Here is a 19,607-nt window from a genome sequence, read left to right as displayed (position 1 = left end):
GGGAGCACCGATGATTCCGCTCATGCACGACTTCGAGGGCGAGACAGTGCTCGTCGTCGGCGGCGGTCCGGTCGGTGCGCGCAAGGCCCGAACGTTCGCCACGGAGGCGAGCGTCGTCGTCCTCAGTCCCGAGTTCGCCGACCGGGCGTTCGCGGACGCCGAAAAGGTCCGGGCCGCCCCGGACCCCGAGGATGCCGAAGAATGGGTCGAGCGGACCGACCCGGCACTGGTCGTCGCCGCGACGGACGACTCGGCCCTGAACGACGCCTTCACCGCGGCTGCCGAGGACCACGGCGCGCTCGTCAACCGTGCCGACGACCACGGTGACCAGTCGTTCGGCAATGTCGTCGTCCCGGCGACAGTGCGGGACGACCCGGTGACGCTGGCGATTGCGACCGGCGGGCGCGCGCCGGCGCTGTCGAAACACCTCCGCGAGCGTTTCGAAGACGAGTTCGGAAACGCCGGTCTGATGGCGGAACTCGTTGGTGACCTCCGTGAGGACCTTCGCGACCGGGGCGTCCCGCCGGCCGAACGGCGTGACGCCGTCAGGTTCGTTGTCAGGTCACGGGAAGTTTGGAAGGCTTTAGATAGTGGCAGGTACAAGGGAGAGCAAGTAGCTAGAGACGTGATCGGAGAGTTACCTGGTGATCAAACGTGAGAGGGGACACTGGTGCAATCGTTGGGGTCTGTATCTCCCATGAACGCGCAAGCGTCGACCAATTAGAGACCGCTGCGGCGGACAGCGAGCGCCACGCCGTCGAATCCCTGCTCGCCAACCCAGAGGTCGAAGAGGCGATTGCGCTACAGACGTGTAACCGTACCGAGGGGTACGTCGTCGTCTCTGATCACGCGGACGGGCTCGACGCGCTCGAACTGTTCACCCGCGCCGTGCCCGAAGATGTCGTCGTCGAGATGGGTCACGAGGAGAGCCTCCGTCACTTGCTCCGGGTAGCCGCCGGGCTCGAATCGATTGTGCTGGGCGAGGACCAGATCCTCGGCCAGCTCCGGACCGCCTACGAGACAGCCCGCGGCGTTGGCGGCATCGGGCCGATGCTGGAAGACGGTGTCACGAAAGCGATTCACGTCGGCGAGCGCGCCCGCACGGAGACGAAGATCAACGAGGGTGTCGTCTCGATTGCCTCCGCCGCGGTTCGCTTGCTCAAACAGGAGAGTTCGCTGACTGACGGGACAGCGCTCGTCGTCGGTGCCGGCGAGATGGGCCAACTCGCTGCGGATGCGCTCAGCGAGGAGGTAGAACGGCTGCTCGTGGCTAATCGGACAGTGCCACACGCGGAGCACGTCGCCGAATCGGTCGACATCGACGCCAGTGCGGTTGCGCTCGACGGCATCGAAGCGGCCGTTTCCGAGGCCAGTGCCGTCATCTCGGCGACGGGGAGCGGCGACCAGGTGTTCGATATCGGGACCTTCAGCGATGCCGGTGACGTATCTATCGTCGATATTGCCCAGCCGCGTGACGTTCCGGCCGGCGCGGACCGACTCCCGTCAGTGACGGTGTACGACCTCGACGCGCTGGAGTCGGTGACCGCCGAAACGCGGAACAAGCGGCAGCGAGCCGCCGAGGCAGTCGAACGCATCGTCGACGAGGAGTTCGACCGCCTGCTCACGCAGTACAAGCGCAAACGCGCCGACAGGGTCATCTCGACGATGTACGAGAGCGCCGAACAGGTCAAGGCGGCCGAGATAAACAGCGCGCTCTCGGCGGCTGACTTCGACGATGACCAGGCGGAAGTCGTCGAAGCGATGGCCGACGCCATCGTCTCGCAGATCCTCGCCGCGCCGACCAAGAGCCTGCGCGACGCCGCGGAGGAGGACGACTGGTCGACGATTCATACGGCGCTCCAGTTGTTCGACCCGGACTTCGGCGGCCCGGACCAGGCCACTCCGCCCGAGTTCACCCAGGGCATGTCGGTCGACGACATCCCCGACGGCATGCGCGATGAAATCCCGAACGCGATGCTCGACCGGCTCTCCGACGACTGACCACGCCCACCTTTTTGCCCACGCCGTCCGACGTAGTCGATATGGCAGACCTGCTCTCTGATGCAGAGATTAGCGACCGGCTACCCGAGGAGTGGACCCGCGACGGCGACGAAATCGTTCGCGTCTTCGAGTTCGACGGCTATCTGGACGCGTCGGGCTTTCTGAGCGCCGCCGCTGGCCTCGCCGAGGACGCGTGGCATCACCCGGAGATGACCATCCGCTGGGGCGAGGTCGAAGTCCGACTCACGACCCACGACGCCGGTGGCATCACCGAGAACGACATCGATCTCGCCGAGCGGCTGAACGGCATCCACGACTGACGGTGTGACCGTGGACACCGCCGATGGACTCGCGTCGCTCCGGCCGACCGACCCCGAGGGGGCGACCGCACGGTACGTCTTTCGGGTCGAAATCCGGCTGGAGCCGGACGCGGATGGGCTGTGGACTGACCCCGACCGGTTCGAGACGACGCTGTATCGAGCGGCCGACACCCCGGGGACCGGCGGCTGGCTGTTCTTCCGGGACACGCTCTGGCGGGGCGAACTGGCCGACGAACCGCACTTCCGTCGGCTTGTCGAGGACGAACTCGGCTGCCCGGTCGTCTCGGCGTCGTTCCGTGAACTCCGGACCGAGGAGGCGTACCTCGACGCGCTACAAGCCGAAATCGCCGACGACCTGGCCCTGTTCAACGCTGATTCGGTCAGCGAAGTGCTCAACAAGTACCTCGGCAGTTCGATCCGTGTGGCGTGAAAAGAAACGTCGCTGCGTAGTCAGTGTTTACAGCGGTGTTATACGCATCAAAACTGGTAGTAGGGCCCGAAAGACTTTATTAGAAAATCCCCAATAAAATCACCCCTCATGACCACCGACTATGATTTCTGGCTGTTCGACCTCGACGGGACGCTCGTCGATATCGAGCCAGCCTACCCCCGGAAAGTGATGGGTGCCGTCGGCGACCGCCTCGGCGTCGAGTTCACGGACCGGGAGCGGGATGCGCTCTGGTACGGGTTCGGTGGGACACGGTCACAGACACTCGCAGAGCGCGATGTCGACCAGCAGGAGTTCTGGCGGCTGTTCCACGAGGAGGAAGACCCCATTTCCCGGGCCGAGGCGACGTATCTCTACGACGACGCCGAGGCGTTCCTCGCCACCCTCGATACACCGGTCGGACTGGTCACGCACTGCCAGCAGTACCTCACCGAACCGGTGCTCGATCACCTCGACATCGCAGACTGGTTCGAGACGGTCGTCTGCTGTGACGACGACATCGGCTGGAAGCCCGACCCCAAGCCGGTGGAGTTGGCGATGCGGGAGATGGATGTCTGGTACAACGGTCACAGCGGCGTGCTGGCCGGGGACAATCCGTCAGACATCGGTGCAGCGTGGAACGCGGGCCTCGACGGGGTCCACGTCGGTCGGCGGTCCCCGGCGGAGATGGGTCGGTGCGTGCGCGGCGACAGGCGCGTCGCCTCGCTGCTCGATCTGGCGTCGTCTCAGGGGAGGTAGTCCCAGTTTTCCACCCTGACGGTCGTCCCGGCATCGATACCAGTTTCGTCTGCAGGCACGGATACCCAGCCGTCGGCTCGGGTCGCCGTGACGAGGTCAACGCCGGGTAGCGGCGTCGCCGTCCCGTCGCTCACGGCGACCGGAGTAAACGTCCGGACCGCGTCCTGACTGTCGACTTGCTCCGCCAGCGTCGCTCGTGTCTCCGGATGCGCAGACAGCGGCGCATCGGCAAACGCCTTCAATAGCGGACGAAGGAGTTGTACCGCGCTGGCGCGGGCTGCCCTCGGCGACTCCGGCAACAGCAGGACTGGGCGGTCCTCGACGACGGCGACTCCCGTCCGCTGGCCGGGGTCGATATCGACGTAGTCGGTGAACACTTCGCCGAGGTCCGCAACGACCTCTCGAAGCGTGTCCCCCGGCTCGGTCCCGGTGATGACGAGCGCATCACGGGTGAGGTCGCGCTGGACGGCCATCCGGAGCGCCGGTGCGTCGTCGGCGACGGGGTCCCGGTAGGTCACTTTCCCGCCCCACCGGTCGGCGTACTGCGCCAGCGTGAACCCCGCTGTCTCGACCTCGCGGGCCGCGCTGGCAGCCGCTCGGAGTTCGTCGCCCGTCGGTACGATTCCGACCTGTGGTCGCTGGCGGACGAGCAGTTCGGAGACGCCGCTTGCCCGCAACAGTCCCACATCGCCGGGCCGTACCTGATGCCCCTGCTGGAAGACGGTGTCGTCGACCGAGATATCCGCCGCTTCCACGGGTTCGTTCGCCGTCGCATCTGTCGCCAGCACTCGTCCGACAGCGACGGAGAGCGGAATCCTGTCTGTCCGGTCGACGGGGACAGCGAAGCTACCGAGCTGTCTGCGGGCAGTCTCCAGCGCGAGCGACTCGGCCTCCGACGGCGGGGAGCCAGCCATACCCTTGCTAGTGGGTACTGTGGCAAAAACGCCCCGAGTGGCCACGTCCCATCAGTCACTCGCCTACATGGACTGGGAACGCTTTTGTTCGGTCCGACGCGGAGTGGCCGTATGGTCCTCCCGCAACTGGTCGCCATCGTGTTCCTGGTCATCGGCAGCTTCGTCCTCCTCCGCGGTGGCCGGGAACTCCGAACGGTGTTTCACATCCTCCGGAACGATCCAGTCCCGGTGCGCTCGCTCGACGGGCACTCCGGTCCCGTCGAAATCACCGGCACAGCCGTTGCCGACGAGGACGCCGGAACCGTCACGGCTCCCTTCACCGGCAGCGAGTGTCTGGCCTACACCTACGAGGTCGAGGAGTATCGGTCGTCGGGGAAACACTCCAGCTGGGAGACGCTAGACGAGGGGCAGGCCGGCGTCGACTTCATCGTCGACGATGGGAACGCTCGCGTCCGCGTGAATCCCGACGGCGCGGACGTACGGTTCGAGTCCCAGTCCGTGACGGTATCCCCCGGGACTGAACTCCCCGAGCGCCTGGCCGACTACGTCGAGCGGACGGAGGGCGTCGAGGCACAGGACGGGTCCGTGAACCTGCTCGTGACTGAGATCAGCCTGGGGAACAAGCAGCGCTTTACCGAGCGCCGGCTGGACGTTGGCGAGGACGTGTACGTCTACGGTCAGGCGATGCGCGGCCCCGCATCGGAGTGGGGAAGTAATCTGGTCGACGCCGTCGTCGGGGATGGCGATGGGACGCCGGTGTTCGTCATCTCCGACACCAGCGAGCGTGGCACGGCCCGACGGATTGTTCGCGGCGCTATCGCTGAAACTGTGTTCGGACTAGCGGCTGTCCTCATCGGTGCTGCCGTCCTCCTCTCCGTACCCCTGTAGAGTAGCAGAGACCGTCGGGTTTACCACTGCGTACCACTTAGACAGGCGTATGCCAGCCCTGCGTGAAGCGCTTCGGGATCTTCCCGACGCCGTGTTCGCGGACGTGCTCGAATCCGAGGACGAATACCTGCTCGTGCTCGACCTGCCGGGTGTGACCGCGGACACAATCGACGTGACCGTTGAAGGGGGCCGCCTTCGTATCGACGGGCAACGGACCAAAGACGTGCCCGGGGAGTTCACGTTCGTCCGCGAGGACCGCTCCGTGTTCCTCGACGCCGAGCTCCCGCTCCCGCCGGACACGACCGGGCAGGGCGGGGAGGGGACCGTGGAAAACGGCGTCCTCGAGCTCCGCCTGCCGAAGGCGACAGCCGCACCGAGCACTACAATCCCGATCGACGGGGACTGACCCAGAGGTGGCAAGCCGGTGAACCTTCGCGCGTACTGGCGGTTCCTCGTCGTCGCTCGCCACTTCCTGCCCCTGTTGGTCGCGTACGCACGAGACCGAAAGCGGTTCTTCGTGGTCGGCTCGTCGCGCCGTGTCACGCCTGAACAGCGTCGCAAACGTGCACAGCAGCTGCTCGACTCGCTGCTGACGCTCGGCCCGACGTTCATCAAACTCGGACAGATACTCTCGACCCGGCCGGACGTCCTGCCGCCGGAGTACATCGAGGAGTTCTCGAAGTTGCAGGACCGCGTGCCACCGGCGGACTGGGACGAGGCACGGGTCGTCATCGAGGACGAACTGGGCTCCGTCGACGACCGCTTCGACGAGTTCGAGACAGAGGCGATAAGCGGCGCGTCGCTCGGCCAGGTGTATCTGGCGGAGGTCGACGGCGAGAAGGTCGCCGTCAAGATCCGCCGGCCCGGTATCGAGACGCTCGTCGAGGCCGACCTGCGGGTCGTCCGCTGGTCGCTCCCGCTGTTGATGTATTTCATCGACGACTCCCGGTCGTTCTCGCTTGAGACGCTAGCCGACGAGTTCTCGAAGACCATCCGCGAGGAGATGGACTACCAGCGGGAGGGCCGCATGCTCACCGAAATCCGGGAGAACTTCCGGGACAACGACCGTATCTGCATTCCCAAGGTCAAGGAGTCCCACTCCACGCAGCGCGTCCTGACGATGGAGTACGTTCCGGGCACGAAGATCAACGACATCGACAGCCTCGATGCGGGTGGTATCGACCGGACGGAACTGGCCGAGACGCTCCAGCGGGCGTACCTCCAGATGATTATCGACGATGGCGTGTTCCACGCCGACCCACATCCCGGGAACCTCGCTGTGCAGGACGACGGGACACTCGTCTTCTACGACTTCGGGATGTCCGGTCGAGTCGACCCGTTCGTGCAGGACAAGATCATCGACTTCTACGCCGCCGTCGCCGATCAGGACATCGACGCCATCCTCGATGCCCTCATCGAGATGGGGACGCTCTCGCCGGAGGCCGACCGGCAGGTGATGGGCGACGTGATGGAACTGGCCATCGCCGACGCCCGTGGCGAGGACATCGAGCAGTACCGCGTCCAGCAGATCATTCAGCAGGTCGAGGACACCATCTACGAGTTCCCGCTTCGCCTGCCGGCGAATCTGGCGCTCGTGTTGCGTGTCGCCACGGTCGTTGAAGGCGTCTGTGTCACCCTCGACGAGGACTTCGACTTCATCGGCGTTGCTACCGACTATCTCCGCGAGGAGGGGTATCTCGCCGAGGGCGTGCGGAACTTCGTCGAGGACCGGGCGACCGAAGTGTCCGACGCCGCCCGGTCGGCCGTCCGTATCCCGCCAAAACTGGAGTCCGCCCTCGACAGAGTCGAGCGGGAGGACTTCCGCGTACAGGCCGACATTGAGGACTCCGATGGCCTGCTCGCGACGATGACCAAGCGGCTCATCCTCGGGATGTTGCTCGCGAGCACGCTGTTCTCGACAGCGTTCCTCTACACGCAGGCGTCGCTGCCGGCCACTGGTGTCGGCATCGCTGGAACCGTCGGGCTCTCTCTGGCGCTGTGGTGGTCGTTCCGCTCGAAAAAGGCCGTCCGCGCCAAGCCGCAGTTCACGCGACAGAGTATGCGTGAGCAGGACCGGGAGAGCCCGGGTGGGCTCAACACCTCCTTCGGCGAGGACACCGACGACGCCTACAGCGGCGACTGAACGCCCTCCGGCTATACGGTCAGAGACGTTTTTCGAAGTGGACGAGTTCGTACTCGCCCTGCGTCGACCGGCCGACCTCCTGATACCCCTCGTCGCGGTAGAACGCGACCGCGGCGGGCTGGCTCTGTGACGTCGTCGCAAGCAGGACCTCGTACCCCCGCTCGGCCACTTGTTGTTCGAGCTTGTGGAGGAGGCTGCGACCGTAGCCGCGCCGCTGCCGGGACGGGGCGACCCGCATTCGGTGGAGTTCGGCCGCGCCGGGCACGGTTCGCTCGTCCGCGTGGCCGACCTCGTTCGGGAGGAACCCGCCCATCGCGGTTAGGCCGCCGTCGAACGTCTGTGGGAGGTCATCGTCGGCATCGGGAACGACGCCGACGAGAAACGCGCCGCCAGTGTCGAAATACCGCGTCTCGATGTTTTGCAGGTCCGACGTTCCGGGGATGTCACTGGGGTCATTGCCGGTCGCTCGCATTGCCCACTCGTGGAGACACCAGACAGCGTCGGCGTCCCGGTCGTCGTAGGACCGAAGCTGAATGGAGTTGGTCATCGAATATGTTCTGGACAGCACATTATCGGAGAACGGGTTTAATTCTACCTTATCAGAGTATGGTTCTATTATAGCCTCCTGAATTTATCCGGAACGTTCAGTATTCAGTGTCTGGTATAGGGGGTATGAGAAAATACGGTGGCACGTACCGGGTGCAAACCCCGGATCGCGGACGCGATACGTCGATACCATTACGATCACGGAGGAGTGTGGGCCGACAATGACGGCCCCGGCAACGAACAACGTGGTGCTGGTCACGGTTGATTCGCTGCGAGCGGACGCACTGGGTGGCGCTGACAGCGTCTCCCCAGTCCTGGACTCGCTCGCTGAGTCGGGCGTTGTCTTCGAAAACGCCGTCGCACAGGGGAACTGGACGCCGTTCTCGTTCCCGTCCATCCACGGCTCGCGGCCGGTGTTCGCTGAGAGCGACGACATCGGTCTGGCGTCGACGCCGACGCTGGCCGAGCAGGTGTCCGATGCCGGTATCGAGACGGCAGGGTTCAACGCCGCAAACGGTTTTCTCACCGATCACTGGGGATACGACCGCGGGTTCGACGAGTTCGAGCCGTTCGTCGACAGCGGCGGCTACAGCAAGTACTTGGCGGCCCACCCGACCATCCAGGCGTGGGTCCAACTCGGCACTTCACCGTTCCGTCGTGCTGCGACCGTCCTCAGCGGCGGGTCTGACGAACGGCCCTTCGCCGACGTGTCCCGGATGGGCGACCTCGAAGACCGCGCCACCGAGTTTCTGGCGACGACCGACGGACCGTTCTTCCTGTGGGTCCACTACATGGACACGCACACACCGTACGTGCCGGCCCCGCGGCACATCCGCGAGGTGTCGGACAACCACTTCGGTGTCCTCCGAATGCTCACCTCCCACCTCCGAACCGGGCTGGGCTGGGAAGTCGACGACCGGACGCTGGAGACGCTCCGGACGCTGTACGAGGCGACGGTTCGGCAGGTCGATGCCAGCGTCGGTCGGCTACTCGACACCCTCGAAACAGAGGGCCATCGCGATGATACGGCCGTCGTCGTCGCCGGCGACCACGGTGAGGAGTTCCTCGAACACGGCCATCTCGCTCACTACCCCAAGCTCTATCGGGAGCTCATCGACGTTCCCTACATCGTCTCGACACCGGACAGCGAGGGCCAGTCGGTCGAGACGCCGGTCGGCCTCGACACGATCGCGCCGACGGTGTGCGATCTGCTGTCGCTCACGCCGGCGACGGAGTGGGACGGAGCGTCCGTCGCCCCGGCGATCCACGGCGCGGACATCGAGGACCGCGGCCCCATCGTCTCTGCAGCGGTCCGGGGCGAGAGCGTGACCAGCCAGCCGATCCCGCGGAGCCGTGCGGACGGGGAGCTCCTCCTCAGCGCACGCGACGAGCGCTACACGTACATCGAATTCACGGAATCGGGGCGTCAGGAACTGTACGACCGGACGAGCGATCCCGAAGAGCAGGTCGATCTGTGTTCGGACTCGGCGGACGCCGATCCGCCTGTGACCGTTCTCGACCGGCTCTCGGATGCAGTTGCCGAACACCTCGCAGAACTCGATAGCGACGGGACGGGGGCGGAAAACACCGAGGCATCCGACGAGATAACAGCACGGTTAAAGGCGCTCGGTTATCAGTAAGGCTGTATGGCGTCCGCTGTCGTCACACCGGCCCGACGACAGCAACTCGTCCGGTTCTTCCTCGTCGGTGTGTTTGCTGCGTCAATTCAGCAAGCGCTGCTATGGTTGTTCAACGATGTCGGTGGCCTGAATTACATTCTCGCGGCCGCTATCGCAATCGAGTGTACGATTCTGCTTCAGTACGTCCTCAACAACGCCTGGACGTTCCACCGGTCACAGCACTCGGATCTGCGAGAGTACGTAGTCGGGTTAGGGAAGACGAACCTCGTTCGTGGGACGGCGATCCCGCTCCAGTTGGGCCTCCTCTACGCGTTTGTCACTTGGGGCGGCGTCGTGCCGCTGGTCGGCAATGGCGGGGCTATCGTCATCACGGGTGTGTACCGGTACGCGCTTGACGCCCGCTGGACGTGGGGTTAGACGGTCGGGACGGGGACCTCGTCGAGCACGCTCTGGATAACGGTCCCCTTGTCGACTTGCTCGACGCGGGCGTCAGGCGTCAACACCAGTCTGTGTGCCAGCACTGGCTGTGCGACCCGTTTGATGTCGTCCGGTGCCACGTACTCCCGGCCCGCGATGGTCGCCATCGCCCGCGCTGCCTCGAACAGCCGCTGGGTCCCGCGCGGTGAGACCCCGACGTCCACGCGGTAATCGTCTCTGGTCGCCCGGGCGAGGGCAGCCATGTACTGCAGCAGGTCGTCGTCGACGGTAACCGTCTCCGGAACGCTCCGGAGTTCCGTGACCGACTCCGCGTCAAGTATCGGCTCCACGGTCGGACTCTGTGTCGTCCGGCCGGCACGCCGCCGGAGGAGTTCGACCTCGCCTTCGTCGTCAGGATAGCCGAGTGATGTCTTTGCCAGGAACCGGTCGACCTGCGCTTCGGGGAGTTCGAAAGTCCCCTCCATGTCGACTGGGTTCTGCGTGGCGATGACGAAGAACGGTTCGGGAAGGTCGTAGGTGTCCCCGTCGACGGTGACCTGTCCCTCTTCCATCGCTTCGAGCAGGGCGGACTGGGTCTTGGGCGGCGCGCGGTTGATCTCGTCGGCCAACAGAACGTTGGCGAACACCGGTCCTTCGGTGAATTCGAAACTCCGGGACTCCTCGTTGAAGATGTGCGTTCCCGTGATGTCGGCCGGCAGGAGGTCCGGCGTGAACTGGATGCGGGAGAACGACAGCCCCAGCGCGGTCGCGACGCTGCGGGCGGTCAGTGTCTTTCCCGTGCCGGGAACGTCCTCGAGCAGGACGTGGCCCTTCGCGACGACCCCCAGCAGCACTGTCTCGAAGAAACCGCGGTCGGCGATGACGGCACTCCCGATCTCGTCGAGGATCTGACTCGACACCTCGCTTGCCTCGGTAGCGTCCATAGCCTGTCATGTTACGGGTCCGGTAAAGGGGTGTCGAGTCCGAAATCGAAACCCCTAAAGAGCAAACGGCGGTACTGATGGGTGAGCCGAGGTAGCCTAGCCTGGCCAAGGCGGTTGCTTCGAGAGCAACTGTCCTCACGGACTCAGGAGTTCAAATCTCCTCCTCGGCGTTCTCTGCAGCCATTCCGACGAGCGCAGCGAGTCGGCAGTGCTGCAGGACCGTGATGCGTGGAGAGTTGGAGTAGACCAGTCGCAGCCCGGAACGGCGCACCGCGCCGCACGCCCGGACCGTCTGGGCGTGGTTCAAATCTCCTCCTCGGCGTTCTCTGTACCAGAGTCGGCGAGCGTAGCGAGTCGGTAGTGCTGCAGGAATCGGATCGTATCCGGCCGACCGCCGTCAGGTCAGCAGGAAAATCAACACGCTGATCGTCATTACGACGAGAATGAACGCCCCGGCCAGTGCGCCACCCATCGAGACCATCGCGTTGGCAGTCGAGGCCAGCGTCTCGGTCCGGTCGTTGCCGAACACCGTCACGGTCGCCTGTTCGCTCGCCATCCCGGCCTCGACGGGTTCGAGGTCGGCGACGGCTCTGTCGACGAGGTCCCCGATGAGCGCAACGATTTCCTTCTCGGGGATGACCTGTCCGACCTGATTCTCGGCCTCGACGGTGTTGACGATGTGGGTGTCGCTGGTCATCACCTCCATCATATCCACGCCGTCGGCGGCGTCGATGATGCGCTGACGGAGGCCCGGCTCCATGTTGTTGCCGTCGATGAGCACGTACGCCGTCCGCTGGCCGTTGACTTCGAAGACACAGACCCGGATTCCGAGCGGGCCGATGCCCTCCTCGGGCTCCCAGGGGGTCCTGTCCCAGGCGACTCCACAGCGGAGTTGGCCGGTTTCGGCATCTGTGAGCAAGGTTCCAAGCTGACCGGCCCCGTGGAGCATGTCGAATGACCGCTGACTGCCGGGAACGACGTGGCCGAGGTCGTCGCCCTCGAGCCCGTCGTTGCAGTTGTGTGCGTCGACCAGGAGTACGTCGTCGAGCCCGTCGGCCCGCGCTTCCGACATCGCTGAGAGACCCACGGCGTACTCCACGTCGTCGGCACAGCCCGGCGCGTACGTGTTCACGACGAGCGCATCGGAGCCGAAGGCCTGCCCCGTCAGCGTGGCCTCGCCCTCTGTGACACGGAGGCCCGCCGTCGCCTGGTCGTCGTATTCGAGGTTCTGGTACGCCGTCTCTGCGGTCGACAGGATCGTGTCGACCTCCCGCTCCGTGACGAGGTTGAAGTCGTGGCCGGCGGTCGCGTGTGGCGGGAAGGCCAGGCCGTCGGCCGATTCGGCGACGCGTCTGGGGAGGTTGCCGCCGCCGATTTCACCCATCGGGCCGGGGTGAATCATCGGCAGGACGAACCGGGCTTTCTCCTCGCCGCCCGGCCGACGGACCGACAGCAAGGTGACCGGGACGACGGCTTCTTCGCCGATGTCCTCGAAGAACTCCTCCAGTTCGCGCGTGCCTTCGGCGATGTGCCCGATGAACCCCCGGAGGAAATCCAGCGCGGAAACGCCGAGCGAGGAGCGCCATGGTTGGTCGATGACGACCAGGAACAGCCAGACTGCTAGCGCGTAGATGACACAGATAACCGCGAGGATAATGAAGTCCTGCGGAATAAACCCCTGTACCTGCGGCGGGACCTCCTCCGGGCGGGAGAGGTACTCCCGAAGCATCGGGTCTTCGAGAATAAACGCGGTCGCCCCGCTGTATATCGCCAGCAACACGGCGGCAGTGACCGTCTGGACGCTCGCCGGAATCGCCGCCTTCAGCAGTGAGTGCCGCGAGACGGCCATCAGTATCAGCAGCCGGAAGGCGAATATCGACGCCAGCGCGACTAACAGCACGTCGAAGACGAAGTTCTGCCCGAGGCGGACGGTAAAGATGGCGATAACGCCGGCGACAGTCAGCATCGCGATAGTGATCAACTCACAGATGACCGCAAGCAGCGTGGCCCGGTTCGGGGTTAATTGTCCGCCCAGCTGCCGGTCGACCCACGGCGTCACGGCACTGGCGATTGAGGTCGGCAGGCCGATGAGAAACACGCCCTGCCAGGCGTCGTCGAGGATGAACCGCGAATCGAACGCAACGATACCAGTCATCGCCGCGATGACCAGTGCAAAGGCCAGGCTCGTATACCAGGTCGGAGCCCTGAAAATAAACCGCGAAAGGCTAGCGAGATTTCCCTGTGTCGCCGTCATTTATGTATCACATCCTACGCGTGAATATAAAACCAGTTACATCACGCTGCAGCGATTACTGGCGAGCGACAGACTGCTGGTCACAGACCGACAGGAAGTTCTCGAACACTTCCTCGCCCTCTTCGGTGTGAGCGACCTCTGGATGCCACTGGACGCCGTATATCGCTTCGTCTGTGTTGCTCATCGCCTCGACGCCACAGACATCGGAGGTCGCGGTCCGCTCGAATCCGGGCGGGACTTCCTTCACTTCGTCAGCGTGGCTGGCCCACACACGCGTTTCGGGATACAGCGAGCCGAGCAGCGGGTCGTCATCATCGAGGATGTCCACCGTCACGTCCGCGTAGCCGCCGTACTCGCCGCCGCCGACCCGACCGCCGAGTTCGTCGGCGATGAGTTGCATCCCCAGACAGATGCCGAGCACGGGCACGTCGAGATCGAGATACTCGGGACAGTTCCCGATATCGTCCATGTCGGGGCCGCCGGAGAGAACAATGCCGTCGGCGTCGATCTCCTCTGGCGGGGTCGTGTTGTCCCTGAGTGAGACGTCGACGCCCATGTCCCGGAGCGCGCGCTGCTCCAGATGTGTGAACTGTCCGTGATTGTCGATAACGTCGATTCGGGTCATTACTGACGCGAAGGCTACGAAGGCGTATATATCTCCTGATGCGGTCGACGGTTCCCCCGCGTCCGGTTTCAGGGCCACTCTCGAAGGGTTTGGCGAACCCCGTCGAGAACTGTCGGGCCACGCAGTTCCAGCGTCACGGTGTTGCCGCCGTCCGAGGTCGTGAGGTGTACTGCCCCGCCGTAACTCTCGACGATCCACGTCGTCAGCCAGAGCCCGATCCCTTTTGAATGGCACAGTTGTGTCTCTACGCCGCTATTGAGGACATCCCGTTCGTGCTGTGGAATCGACGGGCAGTTATCCCCGACGTGAACGAACACGGTTCGGCCGTGTTCTTCGACTGAGATATACAGCGTCGGGGTATCTTCGCAGTGAACGACCGCATTTTCGATGACGTTCCGAAGCACAGTGTCGAGCATCCAGTCGGCGTACACCTTCGACTGATCCGGGAGGTCGAGTTCAACAGTTGTCTCCGGGTGCGATTGCGTGATCTTTTTCGCCTGTTCTCTGACACACGGCACGAGGTCGATCGGTTGCTGTGCGCGACGGTCCGCGTCGAACGCGAACTCTATCTGCCTCGCCTTCTCCGTAGTGGCGATGATATCGTCGATAGTACCGTTCAACTGCTCGACGTGCGCACGCGACTTGGAGTCGCCACGCTCTGCTGTCTCCCGCTGCAGTTCGCCGAGATGCCCGAGTGCGACGTTGAGGTCGTTCCGGAGGTCGTGCCTGAGCACTCGAAACAACACCTCGTTGCTCTGGGTGAGTCTGCGCCGGGACCGCCGGAGTTCCAGCAGCCACCCGAACAGAACCCCGCCAAACCCGCCGACTGCGACCCCGCTTGCGAGTATCGACGGGATCATCGAGGACTGCGGTACTGGGGCGAGCAGCACGACGATTTTGATGAGCGTAAACAGCGCGATGCCCAGTCCGCACCACTCCGCGGCAGTCCATATCTGATCTCCGGACAGTCCGCTCACCGGGAGCCAGTAGTTCGCGGCTACCAGGGCTAGCGCCGGTGTCAACCCCACGCTGAGGATGACCACGTCTATCGGGGACGGCCGGACGATAGACATGCCGTGGGCGAGTAACGCGCCGGAAATCACGAAACCCGTTGCGACGACATATCCCGTCCCCAGCGACTGCTTCGTGAGCGCCGGAGAGGTCACTATACTAATCAGTTACTGTGTTCCTACTTATCCGTCTGCCACTGATTATCGGGTTTGATAATCGAGTGGAGCTACGAGTCGTCGTAGCGGTCGGCAGCCGATTCAAACCCCAGTTCGGATTGCTCCTTAGAGCGGCGCTGTTCCCGCTGTGCAATGGCTTCAGGGTCCGGATTCGCGTCGTCGTCGAGCCGCGCCCACGACTGGTGGATCTGCGCGTGACACCACCGGCAGAGAAAGACCGTTATTTCGTGTGATAGCTCGTTGCCGCCTTCGCGGTACGAGAGGTGGTGTTCCTCTAGCAGCGGTCGGTCCTCGGAGTGGGCCATCCGCCGCTCTTCGAGTCCGCAACGAACACACTCCCGATCGTGGTTCCGAGAGCGGAAATGCGGACAATCGACCCAATCCCATTCCGGCTCCGCGTCTGCGTCCGCGTCATCGGGTGCAATCGCTGCCGGACAGCGAAAGTCGTCGGCACTACGGGTGTTGGCGAACTCGGGGTCGTGGTGGCCGTGTTCGCGCGCCCAGCGACACTTCCCCTCGCCGGTGACGAAGTCACACCGCTGGACGTGGTCGTATGGGTCGTCGACGCCGACGGACGTCCCCCCGGGAGCCTTCTCCATGTGACATAGTGAGTGGCCGTGCCCCCTCAAACCCTCCGTTCCGACAGAAGACTTTTTGCCTGCCTACGACTTCCGCGGTGGTATGCGTCTCGTCCACGACCCCGACGGCGCGGCTCGCTCCCTCGCGACGGAGGTGGAGTACGCCGAGTCGATGCTCGAACAGGGCCGGGGGCTGATGTTCCGGTCGTCGATTCCCGACGACTACGCGCTGGTCTTCCCCTTCGACCGCGCGAGCCGACAGTTCATCCATATGCTGTTCGTCCGGTTCCCACTCGACGTGCTCTGGCTCGTCGACGAGGAGGTCCAGGCCGTCGAAACCCTACAGCCCTGGCGCTCGGTCGGCTACGCGAACGCGGATACTGTCATCGAACTGCCTGGTGGCGCGGCGTCGGACGTTTCCGAGGGCGATACGGTCCGTCTTGAATAACGAGTCTCAATAGCATGGGTCGTGGTAATCAGTTCCGTCACCTTTTAGACCGTGAAGAGTAGAGTAGACACCACTATGTCGGAATACCCGACGGAGGATAGAGGAAGTCGCCGCGAGGCGGCTGGCCGCGAAATTCGTGGCGCGTGATGGAGCATCTTCTGTGAGTCAGAACACATTGTTCGAGGGGCACCCAGCGATGCGTGCGCTCTCAGATGTCGGTGAGGTACAGTTTCTCGACACGACACTTCGCGACGGTGAGCAAGCCCCCGGCGTGTCACTGACGCCGGACGACAAGGCCGATATCGCCCGCTCGCTCGACGCGGCCCGTATCGATGTCATCGAAGCCGGGAGCGCCTGTACCGGCCCCGGCGAGCGCGAGACGATCTCTCGCGTCGCGGGGCTCGACCTCGACGGTACCGTCACTAGCTTCTGTCGCGGTATCCGGAACGATATCGATCTCGCACTCGACTGTGGTGTCGATGGCATCAATCTCGTCGTTCCGGCCAGCGACAAGCACGTCGAGCAGAAGGTCGGCACGTCCAAGTCCGAGAACGTCGACAACACTGTCGAACTGGTGGAGTACGCCGCCGACCACGGGCTCTGGGTCGAGGTCATCGGCGAGGACGGCTCGCGAGCCGACCTGGACTACCTCGAAGAACTGCTCGGAGCCGCCGTCGAGGCCGGCGCGGACCGCATCTGCTGGGCCGACACCGTCGGTCACGCGACGCCGGACCGCGCACTCGAATGCGTCTCCCGGCTCTCCGACCTGGGCCCAGTCAGTACCCACACCCACGACGACCTGGGGCTCGCAGTGACGAACGCCCTGGTCTCCATCGCGGCAGGTGCAGACCTCGTCCACGGGACGATAAACGGCATCGGCGAGCGCGCCGGCAACGTCGCCCTCGAAGAGGTCGCTATCGCGCTTGACCACGGGTACGGCGTCGAGTCGATGGCCCTGACCGAGGTGTACGACCTCGCCCAGCTCATCGCCAACCGGACCGGCATCCCGCTGGCTCCCAACAAGGCGGTCGTCGGCGAGAACGCCTTCACCCACGAGTCCGGTATCCACACCGACGGCACGCTCAAGGACGACTCGATGTACGAACCGTACCCGCCGGAGAAAGTGGGCCGCGAGCGCCGCCTCGCACTCGGCAAACACGCGGGCAGAGCCGGTGTCGAGGCCGCCCTCGACGAGCACGATGTCGAGGTCACCGATGACCAGCTCTCGGAAATCGTCAGCCGCGTCAAGGAGATCGGCGACCGCGGCAAGCGCGTCACCGACGCCGACCTGCTGACCATCGCCGACGAGGTGACCGGCGACGCGCGCGACCGCCGGGTCGAACTGCTCGGCCTGACCGCCGTTTCCGGTTCCGACACGCCGACGGCGAGCGTCCGACTCGCGGTCGACGGCGAGGAACGCAAGGAGGCAGCGGTCGGCTCCGGGCCGGTCGACGCCGCGATGAACGCCGCCGAGGTGGCACTGTCCCACACCGCCGACGCGACGCTCGAAGACTACCACGTCGACGCCATCACCGGCGGAACGGACGCGCTCGTCACGGTCGAAATCGAGATGTCGCGCGGCGACGACCACGTCGTCGTCTCCGCCAGCGACTCTGACATCACACGGGCGTCCGTGCGCGCGATGGTCGACGCGATGGACCGCCTCGTCACCGACGACGAGGACCCGCTCGTCGCCGACGACTGACGGCACAGCACCTCCCGTTTCGACTGATATTCCGTAGAATTAGACGCCAGTGTGCCCGTGGACCACGGGGCCGATCCCGGTACGTTACTTGTGTCCGCGGCTGGCTTCGTGGTACTGGAACACGGTTTCCATGCCCTCCACCAGCGCGTTGAGGTCGACGCTGTCCGTATCGAACTCGCGGTCGCGCACGGACTGGTAGATGTCGGCCCACCGGTCCCGGAACCGGGCCTCGAACTGTTCGGCTTTGATTTTGTCGATGAGTTCGGCCTTTCCGTCAGGGTTTTCCAGTTCTTCGGGAGTGACGAACCCTTCTTGAAGGGCCAGCACGACGATTCCCGCGGTGTAGTCTCCCTCCCTGACTTCTCGTTCCCAGGTCGTGAGCCAGTTGCCGATGCGGGCCATTTCTTGCAGGTCCCAGATCAGGTCCCGGACCGTGCCGTAATCGGCGAGTTCGAATTCCGGCGAATACATGAGGTCAACGGCCGCGTAGGGGAACATTACCATGTTATGTGCCCCGTATGTTTCGGCCCCGCTGAGGTTCGCAATCCGTGGGTTCTCGTTGACGACGGCGCTGTAATCCATCGCGTTCAGCGTCTGTCGCATATCGTAGGTGAACACGTCGTAGAACTCGTCGACCCGGGGCGCGTCAGCTAGTCCCCCCTCGAACTCTCGCCACACACGCTCGATAAAGGAGAAATATTCCTCGCTTACCGCCGCACGGCTCGGGTCAACGGACGACGGATCCTGCACGAGTCGTCGGGCCTCTTCGAAGGTGTCTCGGTCCCCGTCGTTCTCGACGATGTCGTCCAGAATCGTGACGTACATCGTGAGTACCGTCTTCTGCGTCCGGACGTGGTCTGCGTGGTCCGGGTGGACGGAGGAGAGCGTGAACTCGGGGAACAGCGAGTAGATCCACTGCCAGAGGAATCGGTCACGCTCGCCACAGACCCGCTCGTACTCGTCTGCCAGTTCTGCAACCCGGTCGGGGAGACTGGTCGTCCGAACCTCTTCGAGAAGGTCCTGTGTATCGACCGAGGGTGACTCAACACTCATTGTGACTGTCCCCCAACGCTTGCACCCTGCATCTCGGCAGTGGAATAATGTTTGATTAACCGACTTTTGGGTGATTCTACTTCTTCAGATTGGCCGGTCACTGCCTCGACGCTCTTGCCCGACTGCGAGCCGGTTTCGATCAGTTGGTGTCCGAGGTCCATACATTCGAGAGGCGAAGTTGCGCTTATAGTGGTACTGACCTGTAGGGTGCTGGTAATGTTCTATTAACGGTATACTTACACAATTTTACTCCAAGTTACGTACCAGTTTTTCAATTGCTACTGCAAAGGAAATATCTGCTTACTGAACTTTCTCAATGATATTCAAATGAGTGAGGAAAATAAGGCGATAATAATGCACCTCTTGACGAGGGCCACGGGTAAGGGTACACAGCGCCAGCAGAACACCCGCACACGGAGTCGAGTTACGCTTCGAGTCCAGTTGCCGCCGAGACGTCGCGGGACGGTGTCACCAGCACCGAACGGTTCCCTTCGACTTCGATACGACAGCCAGCCATACTGAACACGACCAGCCCGTCAGGGCTCGGGGTGCCGTCCGTATCCGGACGGAACAGCCGGTCCAGCGCATCAGGGTCGATACAGTCACTGATTCGGTCATCGAGGTCGACGGGGTCGATACCCAGCGTGTCGGCCACAGCGTGGACGATGGTTTCGCTCAACGGTTCGTTGGGTGTCGGTCTGTAGACCAGTTTTGCCTGGGACATAGTTTGTCGCTGTTTGTCCCTTGATGAGTGATTG

The 19,607-nt window shown here is 63.9% G+C and carries 21 protein-coding genes and 1 tRNA gene; 13 read left to right on the top strand and 9 right to left on the bottom strand.

Annotated features, from left to right (window positions below; all coding sequences use genetic code 11):
• The first annotated feature begins 10 nt into the window (after window positions 1-10).
• From ACNO8S_RS10875 to ACNO8S_RS10855, 5 genes are all read left to right on the top strand, one after another.
• Window positions 11-658: a precorrin-2 dehydrogenase/sirohydrochlorin ferrochelatase family protein gene (locus ACNO8S_RS10875; RefSeq protein WP_129755442.1), complete on the top strand. Its 648-nt coding sequence runs from the start codon at window positions 11-13 to the stop codon at window positions 656-658.
• Window positions 655-2,001 carry a glutamyl-tRNA reductase gene (hemA, locus tag ACNO8S_RS10870; RefSeq protein WP_420181895.1) on the top strand — a complete coding sequence of 449 codons (1,347 nt, stop codon included), beginning with the start codon at window positions 655-657 and terminating at the stop codon, window positions 1,999-2,001. Before ACNO8S_RS10875 ends, hemA begins: the two co-directional genes overlap by 4 nt.
• Window positions 2,002-2,042: 41 nt before the next feature.
• A complete protein-coding gene (locus tag ACNO8S_RS10865; RefSeq protein WP_008312658.1) occupies window positions 2,043-2,321 on the top strand; it encodes a 4a-hydroxytetrahydrobiopterin dehydratase in 279 nt (92 codons plus the stop codon).
• A gap of 10 nt (window positions 2,322-2,331) precedes the next feature.
• Window positions 2,332-2,751: an LWR-salt protein gene (gene lwrS / locus ACNO8S_RS10860; protein WP_014040950.1), complete on the top strand. Its 420-nt coding sequence runs from the start codon at window positions 2,332-2,334 to the stop codon at window positions 2,749-2,751.
• Window positions 2,752-2,859: 108 nt separating this feature from the next.
• The gene (locus tag ACNO8S_RS10855) at window positions 2,860-3,507 is read left to right on the top strand and encodes an HAD family hydrolase (protein WP_151103643.1); all 648 of its coding nucleotides are present in this window, start codon (window positions 2,860-2,862) and stop codon (window positions 3,505-3,507) included.
• Here the strand turns inward: ACNO8S_RS10855 and ACNO8S_RS10850 are convergent.
• Window positions 3,495-4,421 (bottom strand): molybdopterin-binding protein, encoded by a 927-nt coding sequence (locus tag ACNO8S_RS10850; RefSeq protein WP_151103642.1) that lies wholly within the window; start codon window positions 4,419-4,421, stop codon window positions 3,495-3,497. The genes ACNO8S_RS10855 and ACNO8S_RS10850 overlap by 13 nt on opposite strands.
• A 111-nt stretch (window positions 4,422-4,532) precedes the next feature.
• Between ACNO8S_RS10850 and ACNO8S_RS10845 the strand changes: the two genes are divergently transcribed.
• From ACNO8S_RS10845 to ACNO8S_RS10835, 3 genes are read left to right on the top strand one after another with little or no spacing between them, the layout of a single operon-like run.
• On the top strand, window positions 4,533-5,309 hold the full coding sequence (locus ACNO8S_RS10845; RefSeq protein WP_129755439.1) for a GIDE domain-containing protein: 777 nt from the start codon (window positions 4,533-4,535) through the stop codon (window positions 5,307-5,309).
• Window positions 5,310-5,358: 49 nt separating this feature from the next.
• The gene (locus tag ACNO8S_RS10840; protein WP_014040946.1) at window positions 5,359-5,715 is read left to right on the top strand and encodes an Hsp20/alpha crystallin family protein; all 357 of its coding nucleotides are present in this window, start codon (window positions 5,359-5,361) and stop codon (window positions 5,713-5,715) included.
• A gap of 18 nt (window positions 5,716-5,733) precedes the next feature.
• A complete protein-coding gene (locus tag ACNO8S_RS10835; protein ID WP_050036879.1) occupies window positions 5,734-7,452 on the top strand; it encodes an ABC1 kinase family protein in 1,719 nt (572 codons plus the stop codon).
• A gap of 19 nt (window positions 7,453-7,471) precedes the next feature.
• Here ACNO8S_RS10835 and ACNO8S_RS10830 read toward each other — a convergent pair whose 3' ends face one another.
• Window positions 7,472-7,999 (bottom strand): GNAT family N-acetyltransferase, encoded by a 528-nt coding sequence (locus tag ACNO8S_RS10830; protein WP_050036878.1) that lies wholly within the window; start codon window positions 7,997-7,999, stop codon window positions 7,472-7,474.
• Window positions 8,000-8,219: 220 nt separating this feature from the next.
• On the opposite strand from ACNO8S_RS10830, the gene ACNO8S_RS10825 reads away from it, so the two are divergent.
• Together ACNO8S_RS10825 and ACNO8S_RS10820 are read left to right on the top strand one after the other, a co-directional pair.
• Window positions 8,220-9,638 (top strand): sulfatase-like hydrolase/transferase, encoded by a 1,419-nt coding sequence (locus tag ACNO8S_RS10825; RefSeq protein WP_050036877.1) that lies wholly within the window; start codon window positions 8,220-8,222, stop codon window positions 9,636-9,638.
• A gap of 6 nt (window positions 9,639-9,644) precedes the next feature.
• The gene (locus tag ACNO8S_RS10820; protein ID WP_014040942.1) at window positions 9,645-10,055 is read left to right on the top strand and encodes a GtrA family protein; all 411 of its coding nucleotides are present in this window, start codon (window positions 9,645-9,647) and stop codon (window positions 10,053-10,055) included.
• Here the strand turns inward: ACNO8S_RS10820 and ACNO8S_RS10815 are convergent.
• Window positions 10,052-10,999 carry an AAA family ATPase gene (locus ACNO8S_RS10815; RefSeq protein WP_008312676.1) on the bottom strand — a complete coding sequence of 316 codons (948 nt, stop codon included), beginning with the start codon at window positions 10,997-10,999 and terminating at the stop codon, window positions 10,052-10,054. The genes ACNO8S_RS10820 and ACNO8S_RS10815 overlap by 4 nt on opposite strands.
• 85 nt (window positions 11,000-11,084) lie before the next feature.
• Between ACNO8S_RS10815 and ACNO8S_RS10810 the strand changes: the two genes are divergently transcribed.
• Window positions 11,085-11,169 (top strand) — tRNA-Ser (locus ACNO8S_RS10810).
• A gap of 227 nt (window positions 11,170-11,396) precedes the next feature.
• Here ACNO8S_RS10810 and ACNO8S_RS10805 read toward each other — a convergent pair.
• The 4 genes from ACNO8S_RS10805 to ACNO8S_RS10790 form a co-directional block, all read right to left on the bottom strand.
• Complete coding sequence (locus ACNO8S_RS10805; protein WP_420181894.1) at window positions 11,397-13,253, bottom strand: DUF2070 family protein; 1,857 nt, start codon at window positions 13,251-13,253, stop codon at window positions 11,397-11,399.
• A 55-nt stretch (window positions 13,254-13,308) separates the two neighbouring features.
• Window positions 13,309-13,878: a GMP synthase subunit A gene (locus ACNO8S_RS10800; RefSeq protein WP_004957654.1), complete on the bottom strand. Its 570-nt coding sequence runs from the start codon at window positions 13,876-13,878 to the stop codon at window positions 13,309-13,311.
• Window positions 13,879-13,946: 68 nt separating this feature from the next.
• Window positions 13,947-15,044, bottom strand: a complete 1,098-nt coding sequence (locus ACNO8S_RS10795; protein WP_420181893.1) for an ATP-binding protein — start codon at window positions 15,042-15,044, stop codon at window positions 13,947-13,949.
• A 71-nt stretch (window positions 15,045-15,115) separates the two neighbouring features.
• On the bottom strand, window positions 15,116-15,664 hold the full coding sequence (locus tag ACNO8S_RS10790; protein WP_420181892.1) for a DUF7097 family protein: 549 nt from the start codon (window positions 15,662-15,664) through the stop codon (window positions 15,116-15,118).
• An 82-nt stretch (window positions 15,665-15,746) separates the two neighbouring features.
• On the opposite strand from ACNO8S_RS10790, the gene ACNO8S_RS10785 reads away from it, so the two are divergent.
• Both ACNO8S_RS10785 and ACNO8S_RS10780 read left to right on the top strand, forming a co-directional pair.
• Complete coding sequence (locus ACNO8S_RS10785) at window positions 15,747-16,091, top strand: DUF192 domain-containing protein (RefSeq protein ID WP_014040939.1); 345 nt, start codon at window positions 15,747-15,749, stop codon at window positions 16,089-16,091.
• 196 nt (window positions 16,092-16,287) lie between these two features.
• A complete protein-coding gene (locus ACNO8S_RS10780) occupies window positions 16,288-17,796 on the top strand; it encodes a (R)-citramalate synthase (protein ID WP_014040938.1) in 1,509 nt (502 codons plus the stop codon).
• Between the two features lie 84 nt (window positions 17,797-17,880).
• On the opposite strand, the gene ACNO8S_RS10775 is transcribed toward ACNO8S_RS10780, so the two are convergent.
• Window positions 17,881-18,849 carry a terpene synthase family protein gene (locus ACNO8S_RS10775; protein WP_050036872.1) on the bottom strand — a complete coding sequence of 323 codons (969 nt, stop codon included), beginning with the start codon at window positions 18,847-18,849 and terminating at the stop codon, window positions 17,881-17,883.
• A 424-nt stretch (window positions 18,850-19,273) separates the two neighbouring features.
• Entirely contained in the window at window positions 19,274-19,573 is a 300-nt protein-coding gene (locus tag ACNO8S_RS10770; RefSeq protein ID WP_014040936.1) for a HalOD1 output domain-containing protein, read from the bottom strand.
• Between the last annotated feature and the right edge of the window lie 34 nt (window positions 19,574-19,607).

The organism is Haloarcula sp. KBTZ06 (assembly GCF_048595605.1).
Taxonomy (GTDB): Archaea; Halobacteriota; Halobacteria; order Halobacteriales; family Haloarculaceae; genus Haloarcula; species Haloarcula hispanica.
This window is presented reverse-complemented; position numbering and strand designations above follow the sequence as displayed.

Bases quoted from the DNA above. Each gene is read 5' to 3' on its own strand.
- ACNO8S_RS10875 (WP_129755442.1), top strand. From the start codon at position 11: ATGATTCCGCTCATGCACGACTTCGAGGGCGAGACAGTGCTCGTCGTC.
- ACNO8S_RS10865 (WP_008312658.1), top strand. From the start codon at position 2,043: ATGGCAGACCTGCTCTCTGATGCAGAGATTAGCGACCGGCTACCCGAG.
- ACNO8S_RS10855 (WP_151103643.1), top strand. From the start codon at position 2,860: ATGACCACCGACTATGATTTCTGGCTGTTCGACCTCGACGGGACGCTC.
- ACNO8S_RS10850 (WP_151103642.1), bottom strand. From the start codon at position 4,421: ATGGCTGGCTCCCCGCCGTCGGAGGCCGAGTCGCTCGCGCTGGAGACT.
- ACNO8S_RS10845 (WP_129755439.1), top strand. From the start codon at position 4,533: ATGGTCCTCCCGCAACTGGTCGCCATCGTGTTCCTGGTCATCGGCAGC.
- ACNO8S_RS10840 (WP_014040946.1), top strand. From the start codon at position 5,359: ATGCCAGCCCTGCGTGAAGCGCTTCGGGATCTTCCCGACGCCGTGTTC.
- ACNO8S_RS10830 (WP_050036878.1), bottom strand. From the start codon at position 7,999: ATGACCAACTCCATTCAGCTTCGGTCCTACGACGACCGGGACGCCGAC.
- ACNO8S_RS10825 (WP_050036877.1), top strand. From the start codon at position 8,220: ATGACGGCCCCGGCAACGAACAACGTGGTGCTGGTCACGGTTGATTCG.
- ACNO8S_RS10820 (WP_014040942.1), top strand. From the start codon at position 9,645: ATGGCGTCCGCTGTCGTCACACCGGCCCGACGACAGCAACTCGTCCGG.
- ACNO8S_RS10815 (WP_008312676.1), bottom strand. From the start codon at position 10,999: ATGGACGCTACCGAGGCAAGCGAGGTGTCGAGTCAGATCCTCGACGAG.
- ACNO8S_RS10805 (WP_420181894.1), bottom strand. From the start codon at position 13,253: ATGACGGCGACACAGGGAAATCTCGCTAGCCTTTCGCGGTTTATTTTC.
- ACNO8S_RS10800 (WP_004957654.1), bottom strand. From the start codon at position 13,878: ATGACCCGAATCGACGTTATCGACAATCACGGACAGTTCACACATCTG.
- ACNO8S_RS10790 (WP_420181892.1), bottom strand. From the start codon at position 15,664: ATGGAGAAGGCTCCCGGGGGGACGTCCGTCGGCGTCGACGACCCATAC.
- ACNO8S_RS10785 (WP_014040939.1), top strand. From the start codon at position 15,747: ATGCGTCTCGTCCACGACCCCGACGGCGCGGCTCGCTCCCTCGCGACG.
- ACNO8S_RS10780 (WP_014040938.1), top strand. From the start codon at position 16,288: ATGCGTGCGCTCTCAGATGTCGGTGAGGTACAGTTTCTCGACACGACA.
- ACNO8S_RS10775 (WP_050036872.1), bottom strand. From the start codon at position 18,849: ATGAGTGTTGAGTCACCCTCGGTCGATACACAGGACCTTCTCGAAGAG.
- ACNO8S_RS10770 (WP_014040936.1), bottom strand. From the start codon at position 19,573: ATGTCCCAGGCAAAACTGGTCTACAGACCGACACCCAACGAACCGTTG.